The sequence below is a fragment of the Xanthomonas sp. CFBP 8443 genome (genome assembly GCF_025666195.1).
In the GTDB taxonomy this organism is placed as follows: domain Bacteria; phylum Pseudomonadota; class Gammaproteobacteria; order Xanthomonadales; family Xanthomonadaceae; genus Xanthomonas_A.
This window is the reverse complement of the sequence record NZ_CP102592.1, coordinates 2,866,825-2,888,915: the sequence shown is the minus strand read 5'-3', so window position 1 is coordinate 2,888,915 and position 22,091 is coordinate 2,866,825. Positions and strand designations below refer to the sequence as shown.

Here is a 22,091-nt window from a genome sequence, read left to right as displayed (position 1 = left end):
TCGGGGCACCTTCTCCCAGCGGGAGAAGGGGAACTGGGACCAGCTGCTACGCAAGCACTGCATAGCAACAGTACGTGCCATCGCCCACAGCGATAGAACGCGCTCCGTTCACCGCCGGCTTGGGATAACGGTGTGCGGCGCATCGCGCCCGGCCGCAGCGGATGCTCCGCGCGGCGGTTTTTCCTGCGAGGAACGGCAATGAACAATCTTGATCGAACGGAGCATCGCGGCGTTTGGCCGCTACGGCTCCTGGGCGGCGCCTGCGCGCTGATCGGCCTGGCGCTGGCCGCCGGCGGCGCGTGGCTGCTGGCACTGGGCGGCTCCTGGTATTACCTGGTCGGCGGGCTCTGCCTGCTGCTGTCGGGCGTGCTGCTGGCGCGCGGCCGGCGCAGCGGCGCAACGTGGTTCGCGGCGACCTTCGTGCTGTCGCTGCTGTGGGCGGGGTGGGAATCCGGCGCCGACTATTGGCGCTGGGTGCCGCGCATGGGCCTGATGGTGTTCCTGGGCCTGCTGCTGGCGCTGCTGCTGCCGCGGCTGGACCGCCCGGTCTCGCGCGGCGTGTCGCGCGCCCTCGCCGGCGCGCTGGCGCTGGTGTTCGTGGTCGCCTTCGCCCTGGCCTTCGTGCCGTATGGCGTGACCGAAGCCGACGGCCTGCTCGCGCACGCCGCCGGCATGGCGGCGGCGGTCACCACACCGCGTGCCGGCGCGCAGCCGGCCGAGGCGCCGGCCGACGCCGACTGGGCCGCCTACGGCCGCGACAACGCCGGCAGCCGCTACAGCCCGCTGCGCCAGATCACCCCCGGCAACGTGGCGCAGCTGCAGGCCGCCTGGACCTTCCGCACCGGCGACTTGCCGGCCAAGCGCTGGGGCGCGGAAACCACGCCGCTGAAGATCGGCGACAGCCTGTATCTGTGCACCGCGCGCAACCAGCTGATCGCGTTGGACGCGCGCAACGGGCGGCAGCGCTGGCGCTACGATCCGAAGGTCGCGGACAAGTCGATTCCGTACACCGCCGCCTGCCGAGGGGTCAGCTACTACGAGGTGCCGGACGCGGCGAACGCGTCGTCGGCGCCCGCGCCAGACGGCACGGCGGCGCCGGTCGCGCTGTCCGCCGACCAGCGTGCCTGCCGCCGCCGCATCATCGAAGGCACCCTGGATGGCCGCCTGATCGCGGTCGACGCCGCCAGCGGCAAGCCGTGCGAGGACTTCGGCACGCACGGCCAGGTCGACATCACCGCCGGCATGGGCGACACGCCGCCGGGCTACGTGTCGATCAACTCGCCGCCGACCATCGTCCGCGGCGTGGTCGTCACCGGCCACCAGGTGCTGGACGGGCAGCAGCGCTACGAACCGTCGGGCGTGATCCAGGGCTTCGATGCGGTGACCGGCGAGCTGCGCTGGGCCTGGGACATGACCCATCCGCAATGGAACGGCGCACCGCCGCCGGGGCAGAGTTGGACCCGCGGCACGCCGAACATGTGGACGTCCGCGGCCGGCGACGAGCAACTCGGCTACGTCTACCTGCCGATGGGGAACTCCACGGCCGACTACTGGAGCAGCTCGCGCACCGCGCCCGAGGACAAGTACGCAACCTCGCTGGTGGCGCTGGACGTCACCACCGGCAAGCCGGTGTGGAACTTCCAGACCACGCACATCGACGTCTGGGACTACGACCTGGGCTCGCAGCCGACGCTGGTGGATTTCCCGCACGGCGGCGGCAAGGTGCCGGCGGTGATCCTGCCGAGCAAGCAGGGCGAGATCTACGTGCTCGACCGGCGCAGCGGCCAACCGCTGGTCGGGGCCGAGGAGCGCCCGGTGCCCGGCGGCGGCGTCGAACCGCAGCGCCGCGCCAAGACCCAGCCGTTCTCGCTGTATCACACGCTGCGCAAGCCGGACCTGACCGAGCGCGACATGTGGGGCATCACCCCGATCGACCAGTTGGTGTGCCGCATCCAGTTCCGCAGCGCCAGCTACAAGGGCATCTACACCCCGCCGGAGGCCGATCGCCACTCGATCGAATATCCCGGCTACAACGGCGGCTCGGACTGGGGCAGCGTGGCGGTGGATCCGCAGCGGGGGGTGATCGTGGCCAACTACAACGACATGCCGAACTACAACCGGCTGGTGCCGCGGGCCAAGGCCGACAAGCTCGGCTGGGCGCCGCGCGACCAGGTGCGCGGCGACGCCGGCGGTGCGGAAGGCGCGGGCGATCCGCAGGCGGGAACGCCATACGCGATCAACGTCAACGCCGGCTGGCGCCTGCCGTTCACCGGCCTGCTGTGCAAGCAACCGCCGTACGGCGGCATCCGCGCGATCGACCTGGCCAGCGGCAAGACCCTGTGGGATCGCCCGCTGGGCAGCGCCCGCGGCAATGGCCCGTTCGGCATCCACTCCGGCCTGCCGATCGAGATCGGCACGCCGAACAACGGCGGCGCGGTGGTCAGCGCCAGCGGCCTGATCTTCATCGCCGCGACTACCGACGACATGATCCGCGCGATCGACCTGGCCACCGGCAAGCGCGTCTGGGAGGCCAAGCTGCCGGCCGGCGGCCAGGCCACGCCGATGCTCTATGCGGTCGACGGCCGCGAATACCTGGTGATCGTGGCCGGCGGCCACCACTTCATGGAAACCAAGAAGGGCGACTACGTGATCGCCTATGCGTTGCCGACGTCGTAACCGGCGCCAAGGCAGTGTGCGCGGCGTGCGGGGTCGGTCCCGCCGCCGCGCAGCTCGTGTCGCGATGCGCGGCGGCGGGCCATGTGTGGCAGGGAAGTAGTGCCTGTCGCGACTGAAGTCGCTCCCACAGGTGTACCTGCACGCGAACGGCGGCGGTCCATCTCCGGTGCCGCGCTACTCCGCTGTGTCGAAGCGCATGGAAAGCGCGAGTCGGCGTGCGCCGTTGCAGCGTTCCGATCGGATACTCACGGTAACCGATAGCGTTGTGTGAGCGACTTCAGTCGCGACGGGCTTTACCGATAGCGCCCGTCGCGACTGAAGTCGCTCCCACAGGTGTACCCACACGCGAACCGCGGCGGCCGATCTCCGGTGTCGCGCTACTCCAGCTGCTCGCGCGCGAATGCCGCGTCCAATGCTTCCATCGCATCGCGCGGCTTGAGCTTGGCCGCCTTCTCGAATGCGCCGGCGGCCGCGTCCTCGCGCTTGTCGCCGTGCAGCAGCAACAGCACGTTGGCGTGTTCGACATGCGCGATCGGCGTGTCCGGCGCCAGCTTCAGCGCCTGCTGGATGTGCTGCTCGGCGGTCGCGGCCTTGGCGCCGTAGGTCAGTCCGCCGATCATCGCGCCGACCTTGCCGATGATCTCGGCGTGGTACAGCGCCAGCGCCATGTGCGCCTCGGCGTGCTTGGGCTGCAGTTCCAGCGTGGTCTCCAGCGATTGCCGCACCTTGCCGGCGATGCCTTGCTTGAGCGCCTTGACGATGCTCAGCCCCTGGCTGTAGCGGCCCAGCGCGAAGGCGTGGCGGTAGTGGCTGTTGGCTTCGTCCGGCAGCGCGGCGATCGCCGCTTCGGCCAGCGTCGCGGCCTGCTGCAGGCGCTGCAGTTGTTCCTTCTCGTCCTCGACCAGATAGCCGGCATGGATGCCGAGCGCCTTGACCGCGACCGAGGCGCCGAACACGCCCAGCGCCTGCCCGGCGGTGTAGGCCTGCTGGAACTGGCCCTGGTGGAAGGCGCGCCAGGCCTCGATCAGGGCCGCCGACAGTGTCTGTGCGTCGTGGCCTTTTCCGGCCTTGCCGGCGGCGTCCAGCAGCGCCTGCGCGCGCGCCGGGTCCGGGTACGGTTCGCAGTCGCCGGCGTGCAGCTTCGGCCAGGCCTTCTTCAACGCCTCGCCCGGGTAGGCGTAGGCCTTGGCGTCGTGCGGAAACGGCGCCCATGCGGTCGGTTTTGCTGCCATGCGTGGCCTCCCTGTAGTCGCGCCGAGCATGGCGCCGCCATGGCCGCCTGGCAAGCTGCACTGCGGATAGTGTGTTTGCTCAAGCCGCTGCCGCCAGCATGCGTCGCATCGGTGCCGCTGTCGGCACCCGGGAGACCTGCGATGGCGACGAAGAAGCGTTCCACCTCCGCACACCGTTCCGACACGCTGGCGCCACGGCACCTGTGGCTGGCCGGCCTGGGCCTGGTGTCGCTGACCCGCAAGCGTGCGCTGGCCGCCGCGGCCGATGCCGCGATCGGCGCGAATACCCTCAAGGCGCTGGTGGCGCAGCTGGCCGACGGTGCCGAAGCCAGCGTGCGCGAGGGCGCCGCGGCGCTGCGCGGCCAGGTGCAGCCGTTGAGCGCCGAGGTCGAGGCGCGGCTGCAGCCGGTGCTGGTCAAGCTCGGCCTGCAACCCGCGCCACACGCTGCGCCGCGCAAGCGTGCCGCCGCGCCCAAGACCGCCAAGCGGGCGGCGAAGAAGACCGCCGTTGCGCGGCGCCCGCGTGGCGCGGCCAGCAAGCGCAGCGCGCGTTCGCATTAGCTGCGGCAGCGGCGGCAAGCGGCAACGGTAGCGCGTCGGGTTTTCCGGTGTCGGTCGTGGCCTGCATCAACAGGCCGCACCGCGGCTGTTTCTCCGCGCACATCCGGATGCGTGGTGAGGCGAGGACGGCGACGCAATCGCAAGGAGCCGCCGTCGGCCTTGACCTGGCGGAAGACGGCGGCGACGCGACGAGGCGGTGGTCTGGCAGCAGGACCCGCTTTGCGAGAAGGCGCCTGGCCTGTGCGGGATCATGGGATCGCTGGATATCCCTGTGGGAGCGACTTCAGTCGCGACGGGGCGTTCCCGGGAACGCCTGTCGCGACTGAAGTCGCTCCTACAACGGACATCAAAATGCCGCTTCGACCGTCCTAGCGCGGCGTCCGCACCATGCGCTCGAGCAGGTGCTCGAGCATGCGCTCGGGCTGCGCGGTGCGGCCGACATGCGCCGACGACATCTGGATCACCGAGCTGCGCCGTGCGGTCAGCCAGTGGAAGCGCGCGCGCGGCGGCAGCAGCGCGATCGGGCCGGCGTCGGCATCGCCGCGGCAGATCGCCGGGATCGCGTCGAGGTAGGGCCGCAGGCGTTCGATGTCCAGGGTCGGGTCCAGCGCATGCAACCGCGCCGGCTGCAGTTCGATCGCCGCCTGCAGCAGTTTGGAGGTCGGGCACGACACGATCACCCCGACGTTGACGAATTCCTCGCGCTCCACCCGCGGCACCACGCGGATGACCGCGTAGTCATAGGTGTGCGGCGTGAGCACGGAGCGCCTCCTCGACGAACGCAGCGCGCAGCGCGAGCCGCCGTTTCAGGTAGTCGGCATAGGCCTGGCGATGCGCGTCCAGGTCGTCGAAGCAGGCTTCGGCCTGCAGCCAGGCGTCCGGGATCCGCGCCACGATCGCATCGATGACCGCATCGGTCAGCCGCGGCGCGAGTTCCGCGTCGGCCTGGGCGATGGCGCTGGCGTAGGGCAGCAGCACGTGGTCGCGGATGCGCGCGAACGCCGAGGCGCAGGCGTTGCCTGCATGTTCCCAGTCGTGGTGGAAGTACAGCGCCGCGCCATGGTCGATCAGCATCAGCTTGCCGTGCCAGACCATCAGGTTGGTGTTGCGCGCGGTGCGGTCGACGTTGGTCACGTACGCGTCGAACCAGACGATCGCCGAGGCCAGCGCCGGATCCGGGCGCAATGCGGCCGGGTCGTAGTTGATCGCGCCGGGCAGGTAGTCCAGCGCCAGATTCAGGCCCTCGCTGGCGCGGATCAGGTCCTGGATTTCCGGATCCGGCTCGGTACGCGCGAACTCGCGGTCGAGCAGCGCGAATACCAGTTCCGGCATCGGCAGGCCGAGCGCGCGCGCCAGTTCGCCGCCGAGCAGTTCGGCGATCAGCGCCTTCGGGCCTTGCCCGGCGCCGCGGAACTTCAGCACGTACAGGCCGTCGTCGTCGGCCTCGACCACCGCCGGCAGCGAGCCGCCTTCGCGCAGTGGGGTCACGTAGCGGGTGGCGACGACGGTTCTCACACGGGTTCCGGGCGATGGCGAGGGCAGGGCGGCAAGCCTAGCCGATGCTGGCGGCGCTTGGCGAATCGGTGGACGCGGTGCGCGAGGCAGGCACCGCCATGGGCAGTGTATTGCGGCGCTGCGCAGACGCATCGGCCAGTTCGTCGCGGCGGTGACAACCGTCGACGGCGTGTGCCATCGACGGCGGCCCGGCGCCGAAACCTGGCGGTTCGCGTGGGATCGCAAAGCCGATCAATGCGGTCCGTCCGTCCAAGCGTCAAGGTCACTGCATCGCCTTGCATTCGCACCAGGGTCGCGGCGATGCGCGCGGTGCAAGGAAGCGAGGGCCGATCAGGGCTGTTGTCGTCCGGAGTGGCGCAGCGGGCGGGCACTAGATGCGAACCGCAGCGGCGATGCGTCCCGCGCTCAGTCCAGATAGGCCTGCATCAACGTGGCCAGATGGGTGCGCTCGGCCTCGCGCAGGAACGGGCTGATCAGCAGCATCACCTGCACGATGCCGTGGCGGATCGCCAGTTGCTCGTCCTTCTCGCCGCGCGCGGCGGCGTAGTTGAGCCAGAACGTGGCCACCACCAGCACGTTGGTGGCGATGCCGCCCAGCTCCTGTGCGGTGGCGCGCATCGCCCCGGCCTGCGCCAGTCCCTGGAACACGGCCTGCACGCTGTCGTCGGCGCGGCGCAGAATGCGCGCGAAACGCAGGCGCAGGCGCCGGCTGCGGCTGAGGATCTCGATCAGGTCACGGTACAGGAAGCGGTAGTCCCAGATGCACTCGAACACCAGGTGCAGTTGCAGCCAGATGTCCTCCAGCCCGGGCAGGCGCGCGCTCGGCAGCTCCAGCGCCGCGTCCATGCGCTCCTCGTAGCGCGCGAACAGGTGCTCGATGATGTCGTCCTTGTTGCGGAAGTGGTAGTACAGGTTGCCGGGGCTGATCTCCAGCTCGTCGGCGATGTGGTTGGTGGTGACGTGCGGCTCGCCCTGCACGTTGAACATCGCCAGGGCGGTGTCGAGGATGCGCCGGCGGGTGTCGCGCGCCATCAGGCCAGCAGCTTCTTCACCAGGTCCACGTACTTCTTCTGCGCCTCGGCCTGCGGCATGCCCTTGAGCTTGGCCCAGGCCTCGTACTTGGCGGTGCCGACGAAGTCGAAGAAGCCCGGCTTGGCGCCGGCGACGTCGCCTTCCGCGCCCTGTTTGTACAGCGCGTACAGGCGCAGCAAGGTGTCGTTGTCGGGACGCTCCTCGCGTTGCTTGATGTCCTTGGCCGCTTTCTCGAAGGCCGCCTTGATGTCTGCCATGTCGCTGCTCCCGCCCGGATCGGGACGCATCACAGCACGGGCGACCGGCCCGGTCAACGCGGGCGCGGCCGGCGCGGCGGCCGTCGCGATGCGAGCGGCCTGCCTGCTTGCGTTCGCTGCGGGCCACGCCCGCTGGCGGCAGGGTCGCGCGCCTTCGCGGCGCGCGCGCGTCAGGCGAGGGACGTTGCCGGCGCCTGCGCGCTGGCCAGCATCTGCGTCTGCGCCTGCCGCGCCAGCGACGCCTTGGCCGCGATCGAGCGGATGGCGTCGGTCACGTCGGCGAGCGGGACGTGGCTGCTCAGGCGCTGGAACGTGTCGCGGCTGTTGTAGCCGGAGCCGTCCTTGAGGTACTGCTCGTACATCGACAGCAGTTCGGTGCAGGCCGCGGTCAGCGTGTCCACGTTGCCCGTGGCCAAGGCATGGCCGATCTGGTCGAGGCTGTGCAGGCAGTCGGAGAGCCAATGCAGGTCGTAGCGCGCGCTGCTCAGTTCCGGCGCGTTGTGGCCACGGCTGTAGGCGCTGTAGCGACGGATGCTCCTGGCCACCCGCGCCACGTGCGCGAGCAGCGTGCCAACTTCCGTGGCGATGTCCAGGCGTTCCATTACCAGGATCGGCACCGGCGGCCGCTCCACGGTGTCCTGCGCCGGCGCCTGTTCCTGCGTCTGCAGTTCCAGCGTCTGCCGCAGGCTGGCGTAGGCCTGCTGCAGCGCCTCCAGCTCCCGTGCGCTGACCGCCGCACGCGCCTTCATCTGCGACAGCGCCGCCTGGTGGCGCGCCAGGCTGTCCTGCGCACTGGCCTGCTGCTGTTGCTCGCGGCGCAGGCGCCCGAAGAAAATCCAGGCCAGCACGCTGGCGGTGAGCGCCCAGAGCGCGATGGCGGGAGTCAGGTAGATCAGGATGCCCATGAAGGCTCCTCGAAACGTTGCATCCTTTGTCGGCGCCAGGCGCGCGAACTTGAGCCCGGGTGTGGCGAGGCGTGACCGCGTTGGTCCTGCGCGCGCTCCGCGGTGCTCGCCGAAACGCCCGGCCTACTCGAAGCGCCAGCGCGCTCCGGCATATACGCCGAACCCCTCGCCGGGCGTGGAGCGCGCGGCGTCCCTGCCGGCGTCGTCGTAGCCGGGCGTCACCGTGGCCGCGTAGTGGCGGTCGCCGAGGTTGCGCAGCTCCAGCCAGCCCTGCCAGCGGCCGCCGGGGGCGTCGTAGCCGAGGCGGCTGCCGACGATCAGGTGGCTGTCGGCATAGACGCTGTTGGCGTAGTCCACCGCCATCTTCGAGGCGTACTCGGTGCTGAGCGCGGCGTACGCGCCGGCGCCATGCGCGTAGCGCAGTTCGGCCTGGTAGTAGTGGCGCGGCAGGCCGGGCAGGCGGTTGTGGCCGAAGCGCGCATCGTCGCGGTAGCGGAAGTCGCTGAAGGTATAGGCCTGGCGCAGGGCCAGCCGGCCGGCCGCGCCCTGCCAGAGCGTGCTGTCCAACCCGGCTTCGAGGCCGCGATGCACGGTGGGGCTGGCGTTGGATTCGGCGACCAGCAGGTTGGGGGCGGGCTGCAGTTCCACGCTCAGCAGTTCGTGGCGAACGTGGGCGTAGTAGCCGGTCAGCTCCCAGCGGCCGAACGCGCCATCGCCGCGCGCACCCAGTTCCAGCGTGGCCGCGGTCTGGTTCCGCAGCGGCACCGCGGCGCGCTGACGGCCGCTGGCGGCGCCGTTGCCGGCAGCGAAGTACTTGTTGGAACCCCAGAGCATCGACCACGGATGCGCCGGTTCCACCGAGCGGCTCAGGTTGCCGAACCACTGCAGTCGCGGGCTGGCCTGCCAGGTGAAGCCCAGGCGCGGGGCGTAGTCCCAATCGCGCCGGGACAAGCCCTCGCCGGTGGTCGGCCAGGTCACCCGCACCTGGCTGCGGGTGTACACCAGGGCCAGGCCGGTCTGCACGCGCAGCGCGTCGTTCAGCGCCAGGTCGTTGCCCAGGTGCAGCACGCTGTTGCTGCCGCGATGCCGGAAGTCGCGCGTGTGCGTGCCGGCCGGGTAGCCGTTGCTGACAAAGCGCAGCGTTTCGCGCACGTCGGCGCGCAGGTCGTGGGCGACACGCAGGCCGACGCTGCTGACGCTGTCGTGGCCGAACAGCGCATGGCGGTGGCGATAGTCCAGCGTGCCGTTGAGGTCGGCGTAGTCCAGCTGCTGCCGGTACAGGCTCTCGTTCAAGTCCATCGGGTACTTGTGGTAGACCAGCCCGGCCTGCAGCGTGGAGTGTTCGTCCAGCTGCAGCGTGGTGCTGTTGCCGATCCAGGTGCTGCCCGGCTGCGGACGGCGCGCGTCGATCGCCAGGTTGGCCGGGTTGGCGTCGCGCGGGCGGTGGCGGATCTGCGCGCGGGTCAGCCGGCCGGGCGTGTCGTGCTCGGTCTCGCGGTAGCGCAGGAACCAGCGGGTCTGTAGCGCGGGGGTCACCTGCCAGCCGACATTGGCCATCGCGCCGCGGCCGTCGCCGGCGGCATGCGCCTGGTAGCCGTCGTACGCGGTGTCGGTGTAGGCGAGGTAGTAGTCGAGCGCACCGCGCACCCCGCCGATGCCGGCGCTGCGCTTGCGGTAGCCATGGCTGCCGCCTTCGTACTGCAGTTCCAGGCCGGGCGCATCGCGGCCGCTGCGGCTGACGTAGTCGATCGCGCCGCCCAGCGCCAGCGCGCCGCGCTCGAAGCCGTTGGCCCCGCGCAGGACCTCGACCCGGCTCAGCCACGATGGCTCCAGCAATTCGTAGGGCGTGCCGCCGGGGCCGGTCAGCGGCAATCCGTCCAGCGATACCGACAGGCCGGAGGCATGCGCGCCTGGCGCACGGTTGATGCCCGAACCGCGGATCGACACCTTGACGCCCTCGTTGCCCGGCGATTGCGCGTTGATGCCGGGCTGATAGGCAAGCACGTCGGCGCTGCCGGCCAGGCGGCCTTGGCTGAGGTCGGTCATGTCGATGACGTTGCCGGCGCCGGGAACGCGCCGCAGCGCCGCGCGTGCGCGGTCGCCGGCATCGGTCGCGGTGACCTCGACGGTGTCGAGGGTGGTCGCCTGCTCGGACGCGGTGGCGGGCGCGATGGTGGCGAGGCCGCCCAGGACGGCGATGGAACGCAGGGAGCAATGCACAGAACTGCGGCGGCGGCGGAGAGGCAGAACGAGCATGGGCAAGCACTATCTTTCGTTGGATGCTCGCTCGGCTGCCCGCTCCGGCCGAGCCGCGTGTTGCGGCGTCCGCAACAGGACCAGGCAAGCCAAACGAAGAGCGGGAAGGTGGTGCGTGCCCGAGCGGCGTCGCGGCTCGGGATGTCAACTAGAATCTGGTGCGGAAAGTTTACAGTGGATGTCCGACGCGTCACGCGCCGTGGTCGCAGCCCGCGGCTCTGTCTGCCATGCGGAGGCGGTCGCGCACGTCTCGCCACAGGTCGTTTCGCATGCCGGGTTCATGCCAGCCGGGTTCATGCAGGTGGAAGCACCGCGGGCGCTGCGGTACGCGCCGCAGCGCAGGCCTAGGTCGGATCGCCACCGGTCGCGTCCGCCGCCAGCGGTACCGCCAGCCCGGGCGTGACCGCGGCCACGGCCGCGGCAGGGCGCTTGGGCAGCAGCAGGCGCGTGCCCAGGCCGCGCAGCAGCGTGTTGCCCGGCATCTCGACCAGCCGGTACATCGCCCAGGCCGCCACCAGGATCGCCGCGGTGACCGGCACCGCCAGCCATGGGCTAGGGCGGACGTCGTCGCCGAGCAACGCCATTGCCGCGTAGATCAGCGGAATGTTCAGCAGGTACATGGAGAAGCTGCACTCGCCGCACATGGTGATGAACCGGTTGCCGAACAGGCGCGTGCTCAGGCCAGTGTCGAACGAGAACAGGAATACGAAGACGCCGGCGAACAGCGCCGGTTCCAGGCCCAGATACAGCTCGCGCTTGGTACCGAGGTCGATGTCGATCACGCCGGCCACCACCAGGCCGATCGCAGCCAGCGCCAGCGCCTGCATGGCGCCCAGTGATCTCAGGCCGACGCCCGCGGCGACCCGGCTGCGCAGCAGGCCGAACAGCACGCCGGTGAAGAAGTAATGGATCTTGGAGCCGACGAAGGTGCCCGGTAGTGCCGCGCGTTGGGTCATCAGGGCGAACACGGCGACCAGCGCCACGATCAGCAGCGCCGCATTGCCGCGGCTGCCGAGCGACCACAGCGCCGCCCACAAGCCGACGAAGACCACGTAGAACTGCACTTCGGGCGGAATGCTCCACAGCGCCGAGACATTGCCGGAGAACAGCAGGTGGCGGGCGAGGTTGCGATGGGTGATCGCGTAGACGAAGTTGGAGTCGACCAGGTTGTAGATCAGGTACGACCCGATCACCACCGTGAGGTAGGCGGGGGCGATGCGCGAGAAGCGGGAGATGCCGTAGCGCGCCACCGCGGTGTAGTCGAACGGCTTTTCGCCGTAGAGGAACGCCATCAGGAAGCCGCTGAGAGTGAAGAACACCATGACCCCCATCTCGCCGGGGTGCAGCGGGCTGATCGCGAAGAAATGCTCCTCCGCCAGGTGCGCATAGACCACCAGCAGCGCGGCCATGCCGCGGATGCCGGTGAGCGAATCGATCCGTTGTTCCTGACCCATCGAGGGCATCTCCGTGACAATGGCGAGTCAATCGCATCCATGCCCCGCGCCCGCACGCTGCCTCGAGCGGCGCGCGGCCAGAAGGCATAGCGTTACTTCATGAGTCGATCAACGTCGACGCGTTGGCGCATACCGGGCCAACGCGGACCCGCTTACATCGTGGCCGGATTGTAGGGGATCCAGGCGTAACGGCAAGCAACAGCGGTCGCGCTTCGGGACCGGCGCCCATCGCGGCGCGTGCCGGGCTGGCGATCGATGGGGCCCGGGGCCAGGCGGTGCCTGGCTCCGGACGGCGCGAGCGGCCTAGGCGCGGTTCAGCCCAGGATGCCAGGCAGATCCAGTCCCTTTTCCTTCGCGCAGTCGAGCGCGATCGGGTAGCCGGCGTCCGCGTGCCGCATCACGCCGGTGGCGGGGTCGTTCCACAGTACGCGGGCGATGCGCTTGGCCGCCGCCTCGCTGCCGTCGCAGACGATGACCATGCCAGCGTGCTGGGAGAAGCCCATGCCGACGCCGCCGCCGTGGTGCAGCGAGACCCAGGTGGCGCCGCTGGCAGTGTTGAGCAGGGCGTTGAGCAGCGGCCAGTCGGAGACCGCGTCGGAGCCGTCGGCCATCGCTTCGGTCTCGCGGTTGGGCGAGGCGACGCTGCCCGAATCCAGGTGGTCGCGGCCGATCACCACCGGCGCCTTCAGCTCGCCGTTGGCGACCATCTCGTTGAACGCCAGGCCCAGCCTGTCGCGATCGCCCAGGCCGACCCAGCAGATCCGCGCCGGCAGGCCCTGGAACTTGATCTTCTCGGCGGCCATGTCCAGCCAGCGGTGCAGGTGCGGGTTGTCCGGGATCAGTTCCTTGACCTTGGCGTCGGTCTTGGCGATGTCCTCCGGATCGCCGCTCAGCGCCGCCCAGCGGAACGGGCCGATGCCGCGGCAGAACAGCGGGCGGATGTAGGCGGGCACGAAGCCGGGGAAGTCGAAGGCGTTCTCGACGCCTTCTTCCAGGGCCATCTGTCGCAGGTTGTTGCCGTAGTCCACGGTCGGCACGCCCAGCGCGTGGAAGGCGAGCATGGCGCGGATGTGGTTGGCCATCGAGTCGCGCGCGGCGGCCTCGACTTCCTTCGGCGCGCTCGCGCGCTTTTCGTCCCACTCTTCCACGCTCCAGCCCTGCGGCAGGTAGCCGTTGACCGGGTCGTGCGCGGAGGTCTGGTCGGTCAGCAGGTCCGGCTTGACCCCACGGACCAGCAGTTCGTCCAGCACGTCGGCGACATTGCCGAGCAGGCCCACCGACAGCGGCTTCTTCGCCGTGCACGATTCCTCGATCAGGCGCAGTGCTTCGTCCAGATCGTCGGTCCAGGTGTCGAGATAGCCGGTACGCAGGCGCATCTCGATGCTGCTCTTGCGGCATTCCACCGCCAGGCACGAGGCGCCGGCCATCACCGCGGCCAGCGGCTGCGCGCCGCCCATGCCGCCGAGGCCGCCGGTGAACAGCCACTTGCCGGCCAGGCTGCCGGCGTAGTGCTGGCGGCCCATCTCGACGAAGGTTTCGTAGGTGCCCTGGACGATGCCCTGCGCGCCGATGTAGATCCAGCTGCCGGCGGTCATCTGGCCGTACATGGCCAGGCCTTTCTTGTCGAGCTCGTTGAAGTGGTCCCAGGTGGCCCAGCGCGGCACCAGGTTGGAATTGGCGATCAGCACGCGCGGCGCATCGGCGTGGGTGCGGAACACGCCGACCGGCTTGCCGGACTGCACCAGCAGGGTCTGGTCGTCGTCCAGGCGCTTGAGCGCGGCCACGATCGCGTCGAAGGATTCCCAGTCGCGCGCGGCGCGGCCGATGCCGCCGTACACCACCAGTTCCTGCGGGCGTTCGGCCACGTCCGGATCCAGGTTGTTCATCAGCATGCGCAGCGGCGCCTCGGTCAGCCAGCTCTTGCAGCTGAGGGTGCTGCCGGTGGGCGCGTGGATCGTGCGGGTGGTGTCGAGGCGGGTCATGCGGCGCTCCGGGAGTGGGCGAAGTGAAGACAGGACGCGAGCACCTGTTGCAGCGTGCGGCGCAGCGGCGCGGCGTGGTCGGGGTCCAGCGGCGTGGGCCAGTTGCGCTCGTCCACGCGCTCGGGTTCGTGCATGTAGCCGCGGCAGGCCAGCTCCATCTGTAGCGTGTGCACGCCGCCCGGAACATCGCTGTAGTGGCGGGTGATGTAGCCGCCCTTGAAGCGTCCGTTGCGCACATGGCCCATGCCGCTCGCCGCGCACAGCTGTTCGACCGCATCGGCGAGTGCAGGGTCGCAGCTGGTATCGGGCGCACCGGACGCGCCGGCGCTGCCGATGTTGAACTGCGGCAGCTCGCCTGCGAACAGGTGCGGGATATGCGAGCGGATCGAGTGCGCGTCGTACACCACCACGGTGCCGTGAATCGCGCGCAGGCGCGCGATCTCCGCGGCCAGCGCGGCGTGGTAGGGCGCGAACCAGGTGTCGCGGCGGCGGGCGATCTCGGCCGCGTCCGGGCGCTCGCCGTCGCGGTACAGCGGCTGGTTGTCGAAGGTGGTCAGCGGGCACAGGCCGGTGGTGTTCTGGCCCGGGTACAGCGAGGCGCCGCTCGGGTTGCGGTTGAGATCGATCACCGAGCGCGACACCGCCGAGCGCAGCGTGGTGGCGCCCATGTCGCCGGCGAACGCGTACAGTTCGTGCACCCACCAGTCCGCGTCGCGGCGGGCTAGCCAGGGGGAGACGAAACGCGCGGCCAACCCATCCGGCAGCTCGGTGCCGGTGTGCGGGAAGCTGACGATCAGTGGCGCATCGCCGCGGTGGACGCTGAGCCAGTCGGGCAGGGATGTCATGCAAGGCCTCGCTGTTCTTTTTTGTAGGAGCGGCTTCAGCCGCGACCGGATGTCACTGGTGACGGCTGGTCGCGGCTGATCCCGAAAAGGGGACAAGAGCCGCTCCTACAAGGGGTCATGATCCGGACGTTGCATCGGGCAGGGACATATCGACCGCGCCCGCCAGCGCGCCATCGCGCACCAGCGCGGTGGCGGCGAGCATGTCCGGATGGAAGTAGCGGTCGTCCTGCAGCGCCGGCACCTGCGCGCGCAGCAGCGCGCGCGCCGCTTCCAACGCGGCGCTGGAGGTCAGCGGCGCATGGAAGTCGCAGCCCTGCGCGGCGGCGAGCAGCTCGATGCCGACCACGTTGGCCGCGTTCTCGGCCATCGCCAGCAGGCGCCGTGCGCCGTGCGCGGCCATCGACACGTGGTCTTCCTGGTTGGCCGAGGTCGGGATCGAATCGACGCTGGCCGGGTAGGCGCGCTGCTTGTTCTCCGACACCAGCGCCGCGGCAGTGACCTGCGGAATCATGAAGCCGGAGTTGAGCCCCGGCTTCGGGGTCAGGAACGCCGGCAGCCCGGACAGCGCCGGATCCACCAGCATCGCGACGCGGCGCTCGCTGATCGAGCCGATCTCGCACACGGCCAGCGCCAGCATGTCGGCGGCGAAGGCTACCGGCTCGGCGTGGAAGTTGCCGCCGGACAGCGCCTCACCCGTATCGCTGAACACCAGCGGATTGTCGGACACGCCGTTGGCCTCGATCGCCAGCGTGGTCGCGGCCTGGCGCATCACGTCCAGCGCCGCGCCCATCACCTGCGGCTGGCAGCGCAGGCAGTACGGATCCTGCACGCGCACGTCGTTGTCGCGATGCGAATCGCGGATCGCCGAGCCCTGCATCAGCGCGCGCAGCGCCGCGGCGGTGGCGATCTGCCCGTGCTGGCCGCGCAAGGCGTGGATGCGCGGATCGAACGGGGTATCGGAGCCCTTCGCCGCTTCGGTCGACAGCGCGCCGGCGACCAGCGCGGCATGGAACACGCGCTCGATCTCGAACAGCCCAGCCAACGCGTAGGCGGTGGAATACTGGGTACCGTTGAGCAGCGCCAGGCCTTCCTTCGCGCCCAGCGCCAGCGGCTGCAGCCCGGTCTGCGCCAGCGCCTCGTGCGCCGGCAGGCGCCGGCCGCCGACGAAGGCCTCGCCGACGCCGATCATTACCGTCGCCAGATGCGCCAGCGGCGCCAGGTCGCCGGAGGCGCCGACCGACCCCTGGCACGGCACCACCGGCACCACGTCGTGGCGCAGCAGCGCTTCCAGCAGGGCCAGCGTGGACGGGCGCACGCCGGAGGCGCCCTGCGCCAGGCTGGCCAGCTTCAGTGCCATCATCAGCCGCACCACCGGCGCCGGCATCGGCTCGCCGACCCCGGCCGCGTGCGACAGCACGATATTGCGCTGCAAGGTGTCCAGGTCCTCGCGCTCGATGCGCACGCTGGCCAGCTTGCCGAAGCCGGTGTTGATGCCGTACACCGGCGCGCCCTTGGCGACGATCGCCTCCACCGTCTGCGCGCTGCGCAGCACCGCCTCGGCGCAGCCGGGGTCCAGGCGCACGCCGGCGCCGCGGTACACGTCGCGCCATTGCGCCAGGCTCACCGCGCCGGGGCGCAGCAGGATCTCGTGGTCGTTCATTGTCCCCTCCAGATGCGCGCATGCAGCGGGTTGAAGCCCATGCGGTAGACCAGTTCGGCCGGTTCTTCGATGTCCCAGATCGCCAGGTCGCATTGCAAGCCGGCGCGCAGCCGGCCGACCTGCGCTTGGCGTCCCAGCGCGCGCGCCGCCTCGCGGGTGAAGCCGGCGATGCATTCGGCCACGGTCATGCGGAACAGCGTCGCCGCCAGGTTCATCGCCAGCAGCGGGCTGGTCAGCGGCGAGGTGCCGGGATTGCAGTCGGTGGCCAGCGCGCGCGGCACGCCGGCGGCGCGCAGCGCGGCGATCGGCGGCAGCTGCGTGTCGCGGGTGAAATAGAACGCGCCCGGCAGCAGCACCGCCACGGTACCGGCGGCGGCCATCGCGGCGACGCCGGCGTCGTCCAGGTATTCGACGTGGTCGGCCGAGAGCGCGCCGTAGCGCGCCGCCAGCGCCGCGCCGCCCTGGTTGGACAGTTGCTCGGCATGGATCTTCAGCGCCAGGCCATGGCGTTGCGCGGCCTGGAACACCTGCTCGGTCTGCGCCGGGCTGAAGGCCAGGTGCTCGCAGAACACGTCCACCGCCTCGGCCAGGCCTTGCGCGGCGACTTCAGGAATCATCCGTTCGCACACCTCGTCGATGTAGGCCTGCGCGTCGACGCCGGGCGGCACCGCGTGCGCGCCGAGGAAGGTGGGCGCCACCGCGACCGGGCGCAGTTCGCCCAGCCGCCGCGCCACGCGCAGCAGGCGCAGTTCGTCGTCCAGGGTCAGCCCGTAGCCGGACTTGATCTCCACCGTGGTCACGCCCTCGGCCAGCAGCGCGTCCAGCCGCGGCAGGCTGGCGGCGAGCAGCGCGGTCTCGTCGGCGGCGCGGGTGGCGCGCACGGTCGAGACGATGCCGCCGCCGGCGCGGGCGATGTCGGCGTAGCTGGCGCCGAGCAGGCGTTGCTCGAACTCGCCGGCGCGGTTGCCGGCGTAGACCAGATGGGTATGGCAGTCGATCAGGCCGGGGCCGATCCAGCGCCCGCCGCAGTCGACGCTGTGCAGCGCAGCCAGCGGTGCCGGCAGCGCCGCGGCGGCGCCGGCGTAGACGATGCGGCCATCGCGGCAGGCGACCACGCCGTCGCGGACCAGCCCCAGGCCGCCGTCTTCGGCGTCCAGCGTCATCAGGTGGGCGTTGTGCCAGAGCGTGTCGCAGGGCATGGTCACGGGCGGGCTCGTCGGTTATTTTGTATATACAATATTGTGGTCGACGGAGGGTGTCCAGTGCAGACCCTGGCGCAGCAACAGGCGGGCGGGAACGAGGCGGCGAGCGGTTTCTGGTGCGCGCAGGCGCTGTTGCCGGAAGGCTGGGCGCGCGACGTGCGGATCGAGGTTCGCGGCGGGCGCATCGCCGCGGTGCAGGCCGGCGTGGCCGCGGTGCCAGGCGACTCCACGCTGGCGATCGCCGTGCCCGGGCTGGGCAACCTGCACAGCCACGCCTTCCAGCGCGGCATGGCCGGGCTGACCGAGCTTGGCGGCCGCAGCGGCGACAGCTTCTGGAGCTGGCGCGAGCTGATGTACCGCTTCGTGCAGCGGCTGGATCCGGACAGCATGCAGGCCATCGCCGAGCAGGCCTACGTGGAGATGCTCGAGGCCGGCTTCACTCGCGTCGGCGAATTCCACTACCTGCACCACGCCGCCGACGGCCGGCCGTATGCCGACCGCGCCGAGATGGCGCAGCGCCTGGCTGCCGCGGCGCAGACCAGCGGGATTGGTTTGAGCCTGCTGCCGGTGTTCTACGCGCATGCGGACTTCGGCGGCGCCGCGCCGAACCCGGCGCAGCGGCGGCTGATCCACGACGTGGACGGCTACGCCGACCTGCTGGCCGCCAGCCGCCGCGCCTTGCGCGGCCTCGACGACGCGGTGCTCGGCATCGCCCCGCACAGCCTGCGCGCGGTGACCCCGGACGAACTGGCCGCGCTGCTGCCGCTGTGCGACGGCCCGGTGCACCTCCACATCGCCGAGCAGACCCGCGAGGTCGATGCCTGCCTGGCCTGGAGCGGACAGCGGCCGGTGCAGTGGCTGCTCGCGCATGCGCCGGTGGATGCGCGCTGGTGCCTGGTCCACGCCACCCATGTCGATGCCGGCGAAGTGCAGGCGATCGCCGCCAGCGGCGCGGTGGTCGGCCTGTGCCCGATCACCGAGGCCAACCTCGGCGATGGGCTGTTTCCGATGCGTGCGTTTGTCGACGCCGGCGGGCGCTTCGGCGTCGGCTCCGATTCCAACGTGCTGATCGATGCGGCCGAGGAACTGCGCCTGCTCGAATACGGCCAGCGCCTGCAGCTGCGCGGACGCAACGTGCTCGCCGGCGACGCCGCGGCCTCCAGCGGCAGCTTCCTGTTCCAGTCCGCGGCGCAGGGCGCGGCGCAGGCGTTGGGCGTGGAGCAGGGTCTGCGCGTGGGCGCGCCGGCCGACCTGGTCGAACTGGATCCCGCGCACCCGGCGCTGTGCGCGCGCAACGGCGATGCCTTGCTCGACAGCTGGATCTTCGCCGCGCGGCGCGGTGCGGTGCGTTCGGTCTGGCGCAACGGCCGCGCGCTGGTGCGCGACGGCCGCCATCATCGCCGCGACGCGGTCGCCGCGGCCTACGCGCGGGCGCTGACCGCGCTGTTGGACGCATGATCCGGCGCCGTCCGCTGCGCGCCACAGCGCAGGCGCGCCGATGAGCCAGCCCCGGCCCGCGGCGACGCTCAACCACCGCATCCGCAGCGACATCGAAGGCCGCATCCGCAGCGGCGAATGGCCGCCGGGCCATCGCATCCCGTTCGAACACGAACTGATGGCGCAGTACGCCTGCTCGCGGATGACGGTCAACAAGGTGCTGGCGATGCTCGCCGACGCCGGCATGATCGAGCGCCGGCGCCGCGCCGGCTCGTTCGTGGCGCGGCCGCATCCGCACATGGAACAGGTGGCGCTGGAGATCCCAGACATTCCGGTCGAGGTCGCCGCGCGCGGCCACGCCTACCGTTTCGAACTGCTCGAGCGGCGCCAGCGCGCGCCGCGTTCCGAGCTGCCGCAGGAGGCCGAGGTCGCTGCCGCCGGCACGCTGCTGTCGCTGCACTGCCTGCATTTCGCCGACGGGCGCCCGTTCGCGCTGGAGGAGCGGGTGATCAATCCGGTGGCGGTGCCGGAAGCGCTGCAGATGGATTTCGCGGTGACCGTGCCCGGCAGCTGGCTGCTGCAGCACGTGCCGTGGACCCGTGCCGAACACCGCATCAGCGCGGTCGGCGCCAACCCCGCGCAGGCGGCGCGCTTGCAGGTCGCGGCCGGCACCGCCTGCCTGCTGATCGACCGCCAGACCTGGCGCGGCGAACAGGCCGTCACCTTCGTGCGCCAGGTGTTCCTCGGCGACACCTACGACCTGGTCGCGCGGTTCTCGCCGGGCGCGCGCTGAGCCCCGCGGCGCGGCGTCGATCGGCTGCGTCGGCCGCGTCCGATGCTGCGCCGCCGCACGCTCGCGCCGCAGCGTGCGTTTGTCCTGCCTGCCGCACTCTGGCAAGTTAGCGTCCAGGACGGACGCGGCGAGGGGCCACGGCCGCAGAACGAGGGATGGTTCGGCATGACGTATTTCGTTACGGGCGCCACCGGTTTCATCGGCCGTTATCTGATGGCCAACCTGATGCGGCGCAAAGGCCTCATCCACGTCCTGGTCCGCAAGGAGTCGCAACGCAAGTTCGATGCGCTGGTGCGCGAGCAGGGCTGGGACGCCAAGCGCCTGGTGGTGCTGCACGGCGATGTCGGCGCCGAGTGCTGCGGCCTGGACGAGGCGCAGCGGCAGGCGCTGCGCGGCAAGGTCAAGCACTTCTTCCACCTGGCCGCGCTGTACGACCTCACCGCCAAGGCCGAGGCGCAGCGGGTGGCCAATCTCGACGGCACCCGCAACGCGCTGGAACTGGCCGCGCAGCTCGATGCGGGCATCTTCCACCACACCAGCTCGATCGCGGTGGCCGGGCTGTATCCGGGCATCTTCCGCGAGGACATGTTCGAAGAGGCCGAAGGCCTGGACGATCCCTACCTGCGCACCAAGCACGACGCCGAGGCGCTGGTGCGCGCGGAAACCCGGATCAAGTGGCGCATCTACCGCCCCGGCATGGTGGTCGGCGATTCGCGCACGGGCGCGATCGACAAGATCGACGGGCCGTATTACTTCTTTCCGCTGATCAAGAAGCTGCGCCAGCTGCTGCCGCCGTGGGCGCCGATGCTCGGCATCGAGGGCGGGCGCATCAACCTGGTGCCGGTGGATTTCGTTGCCGACGCGATGGACCACATCGCGCACAAGCCCAAGCTCGACGGCCACACCTTCCACCTCACCGATCCGGAGCCGTTGCGCGTGGGCGAGGTGCTCAACGTGTTCTGCCGCGCCGGCCACGCGCCGGAGATGACCTTGCGGGTGGACGCGCGGATGTTCGCGTTCGTGCCGTCCGGCATCCGCGCCGCGCTCGGCGGCCTGCCGCCGATCCGCCGCTTCACCGGCATGCTGCTGCGCGATTTCCGCATCCCACGCGAGGTGCTGAAATTCATCACCTACCCCACGCGCTTCGACAGCCGCGAGACCGAGCGCGCGCTCAAGGGCAGCGGCATCGCCGTGCCGCGGCTGGAAGACTACGCCTGGCGCCTGTGGGACCACTGGGAACGGCACCTGGATCCGGACCTGTTCGTCGACCGCACGCTCAAGGGCAAGGTGCGCGGCAAGGTGGTGCTGATCACCGGCGGGTCCTCCGGCATCGGCCTGGCCACCGCGCAGCGCGTGGCCGAGGCCGGCGCCACCACGATCATCGTCGCCCGCGGCGAGCAGGAGCTGTTCGCCGCGCGCGATGCGATGAACGCCAAGGGCGGCAAGGTGTTCGCCTACACCGCCGACCTGTCCGACTTGGCCGGCTGCGACGCGCTGCTCAAGACCGTGCTGGAGGCGCATGGCCACGTCGACGTGCTGATCAACAACGCCGGCCGCTCGATCCGCCGCTCGATCGAACTCAGCTACGACCGCTTCCACGATTTCGAGCGCACCATGCAGCTGAACTACTTCGGCAGCCTGCGCTTGATCATGGGCGTGCTGCCGGGCATGACCGGGCGGCGCAAGGGCCACATCATCAACGTCAGCTCGATCGGCGTGCTGGCCAATTCGCCGCGTTTCTCCGCCTACGTGGCGTCGAAGGCGGCGCTGGACGCGTGGAGCCGCTGCGCGCAGGGCGAACTGTCCGGCAAGGGCATCAGCTTCACCACGGTCAACATGCCGCTGGTGAAGACGCCGATGATCGCGCCCACCAAGATGTACGACAGCGTGCCCACGCTGAGCGTGGACGAGGCCGCGGACCTGATGGTCAAGGCGATCATCGAGCGCCCGAGCCGGGTGGCCACGCGCCTGGGCATCTTCGCCGCGCTGGTCAACGCGGTCGCGCCGAAGGCCTACGAGGTGGTGATGAACACCGCCTTCGAACTGTTCCCCGACTCGGCCGCGGCCAAGGGCGACCGCAAGGCGCTGCGCGAAGCCAAGCCGAGCCAGGAGCAGATCGCGTTTGCCGCTTTGATGCGGGGGGTGCATTGGTGAGGAGCCGGGATTTGCGCGTCGGGATTGGGGATTCGCAAGAGCGTGGCGCCTGCGAATTCATCATCCCGCTGTCTGCATCCGGCGCGGCGAATCCGCTTTTACCAATCCCGAATGCCCAATCCCGAATCTC

Annotated in this window: 17 protein-coding genes; 5 read left to right on the top strand and 12 right to left on the bottom strand. The window is 70.5% G+C overall.

The window, feature by feature from the left end; all coding sequences use genetic code 11:
• Positions 1-198 precede the first annotated feature (198 nt).
• The gene (locus NUG20_RS12010; protein WP_263394712.1) at positions 199-2,676 is read left to right on the top strand and encodes a membrane-bound PQQ-dependent dehydrogenase, glucose/quinate/shikimate family; all 2,478 of its coding nucleotides are present in this window, start codon (positions 199-201) and stop codon (positions 2,674-2,676) included.
• Positions 2,677-3,053: 377 nt separating this feature from the next.
• Here NUG20_RS12010 and NUG20_RS12005 read toward each other — a convergent pair whose 3' ends face one another.
• A complete protein-coding gene (locus NUG20_RS12005) occupies positions 3,054-3,908 on the bottom strand; it encodes a tetratricopeptide repeat protein (protein ID WP_263394711.1) in 855 nt (284 codons plus the stop codon).
• A gap of 141 nt (positions 3,909-4,049) precedes the next feature.
• Between NUG20_RS12005 and NUG20_RS12000 the strand changes: the two genes are divergently transcribed.
• Entirely contained in the window at positions 4,050-4,469 is a 420-nt protein-coding gene (locus NUG20_RS12000; protein WP_263394710.1) for a hypothetical protein, read from the top strand.
• A 368-nt stretch (positions 4,470-4,837) separates the two neighbouring features.
• Here NUG20_RS12000 and NUG20_RS11995 read toward each other — a convergent pair whose 3' ends face one another.
• From NUG20_RS11995 to hutI, 11 genes are all read right to left on the bottom strand, one after another.
• Positions 4,838-5,230, bottom strand: coding sequence for a DUF3037 domain-containing protein (locus NUG20_RS11995; RefSeq protein ID WP_263394709.1), 393 nt, complete (start codon positions 5,228-5,230; stop codon positions 4,838-4,840).
• Entirely contained in the window at positions 5,208-5,984 is a 777-nt protein-coding gene (locus NUG20_RS11990) for a HipA family kinase (RefSeq protein WP_263394708.1), read from the bottom strand. Before NUG20_RS11990 ends, NUG20_RS11995 begins: the two co-directional genes overlap by 23 nt.
• Positions 5,985-6,389: 405 nt before the next feature.
• The gene (locus NUG20_RS11985) at positions 6,390-7,016 is read right to left on the bottom strand and encodes a TetR/AcrR family transcriptional regulator (RefSeq protein WP_263394707.1); all 627 of its coding nucleotides are present in this window, start codon (positions 7,014-7,016) and stop codon (positions 6,390-6,392) included.
• The gene (locus NUG20_RS11980) at positions 7,016-7,273 is read right to left on the bottom strand and encodes an acyl-CoA-binding protein (RefSeq protein WP_184410100.1); all 258 of its coding nucleotides are present in this window, start codon (positions 7,271-7,273) and stop codon (positions 7,016-7,018) included. The genes NUG20_RS11985 and NUG20_RS11980 overlap by 1 nt, the downstream gene beginning before the upstream one ends.
• Before the next feature lie 170 nt (positions 7,274-7,443).
• Positions 7,444-8,178 carry a hypothetical protein gene (locus NUG20_RS11975; protein ID WP_263394706.1) on the bottom strand — a complete coding sequence of 245 codons (735 nt, stop codon included), beginning with the start codon at positions 8,176-8,178 and terminating at the stop codon, positions 7,444-7,446.
• A gap of 123 nt (positions 8,179-8,301) precedes the next feature.
• Positions 8,302-10,398, bottom strand: coding sequence for a TonB-dependent receptor family protein (locus NUG20_RS11970; RefSeq protein WP_263394705.1), 2,097 nt, complete (start codon positions 10,396-10,398; stop codon positions 8,302-8,304).
• A 380-nt stretch (positions 10,399-10,778) separates the two neighbouring features.
• Positions 10,779-11,888 (bottom strand): acyltransferase family protein, encoded by a 1,110-nt coding sequence (locus NUG20_RS11965; RefSeq protein WP_263394704.1) that lies wholly within the window; start codon positions 11,886-11,888, stop codon positions 10,779-10,781.
• A 314-nt stretch (positions 11,889-12,202) separates the two neighbouring features.
• A complete protein-coding gene (hutU, locus tag NUG20_RS11960; protein ID WP_263394703.1) occupies positions 12,203-13,870 on the bottom strand; it encodes a urocanate hydratase in 1,668 nt (555 codons plus the stop codon).
• The gene (gene hutG / locus NUG20_RS11955; protein ID WP_263394702.1) at positions 13,867-14,715 is read right to left on the bottom strand and encodes an N-formylglutamate deformylase; all 849 of its coding nucleotides are present in this window, start codon (positions 14,713-14,715) and stop codon (positions 13,867-13,869) included. Before hutG ends, hutU begins: the two co-directional genes overlap by 4 nt.
• Before the next feature lie 115 nt (positions 14,716-14,830).
• Complete coding sequence (gene hutH, locus NUG20_RS11950) at positions 14,831-16,375, bottom strand: histidine ammonia-lyase (protein WP_263394701.1); 1,545 nt, start codon at positions 16,373-16,375, stop codon at positions 14,831-14,833.
• The gene (gene hutI / locus NUG20_RS11945; RefSeq protein WP_263398465.1) at positions 16,372-17,574 is read right to left on the bottom strand and encodes an imidazolonepropionase; all 1,203 of its coding nucleotides are present in this window, start codon (positions 17,572-17,574) and stop codon (positions 16,372-16,374) included. The genes hutH and hutI overlap by 4 nt, the downstream gene beginning before the upstream one ends.
• A gap of 63 nt (positions 17,575-17,637) precedes the next feature.
• Here hutI and NUG20_RS11940 point away from each other — a divergent pair, with 63 nt between their 5' ends.
• The 3 genes from NUG20_RS11940 to NUG20_RS11930 all read left to right on the top strand — a co-directional run bounded on the left by NUG20_RS11940 (position 17,638) and on the right by NUG20_RS11930 (position 21,961).
• Complete coding sequence (locus NUG20_RS11940; protein ID WP_263394700.1) at positions 17,638-19,035, top strand: formimidoylglutamate deiminase; 1,398 nt, start codon at positions 17,638-17,640, stop codon at positions 19,033-19,035.
• A gap of 40 nt (positions 19,036-19,075) precedes the next feature.
• On the top strand, positions 19,076-19,807 hold the full coding sequence (hutC, locus tag NUG20_RS11935) for a histidine utilization transcriptional repressor HutC (RefSeq protein WP_263394699.1): 732 nt from the start codon (positions 19,076-19,078) through the stop codon (positions 19,805-19,807).
• Positions 19,808-19,972: 165 nt separating this feature from the next.
• Positions 19,973-21,961: an SDR family oxidoreductase gene (locus NUG20_RS11930; RefSeq protein ID WP_263394698.1), complete on the top strand. Its 1,989-nt coding sequence runs from the start codon at positions 19,973-19,975 to the stop codon at positions 21,959-21,961.
• Positions 21,962-22,091 lie beyond the last annotated feature (130 nt).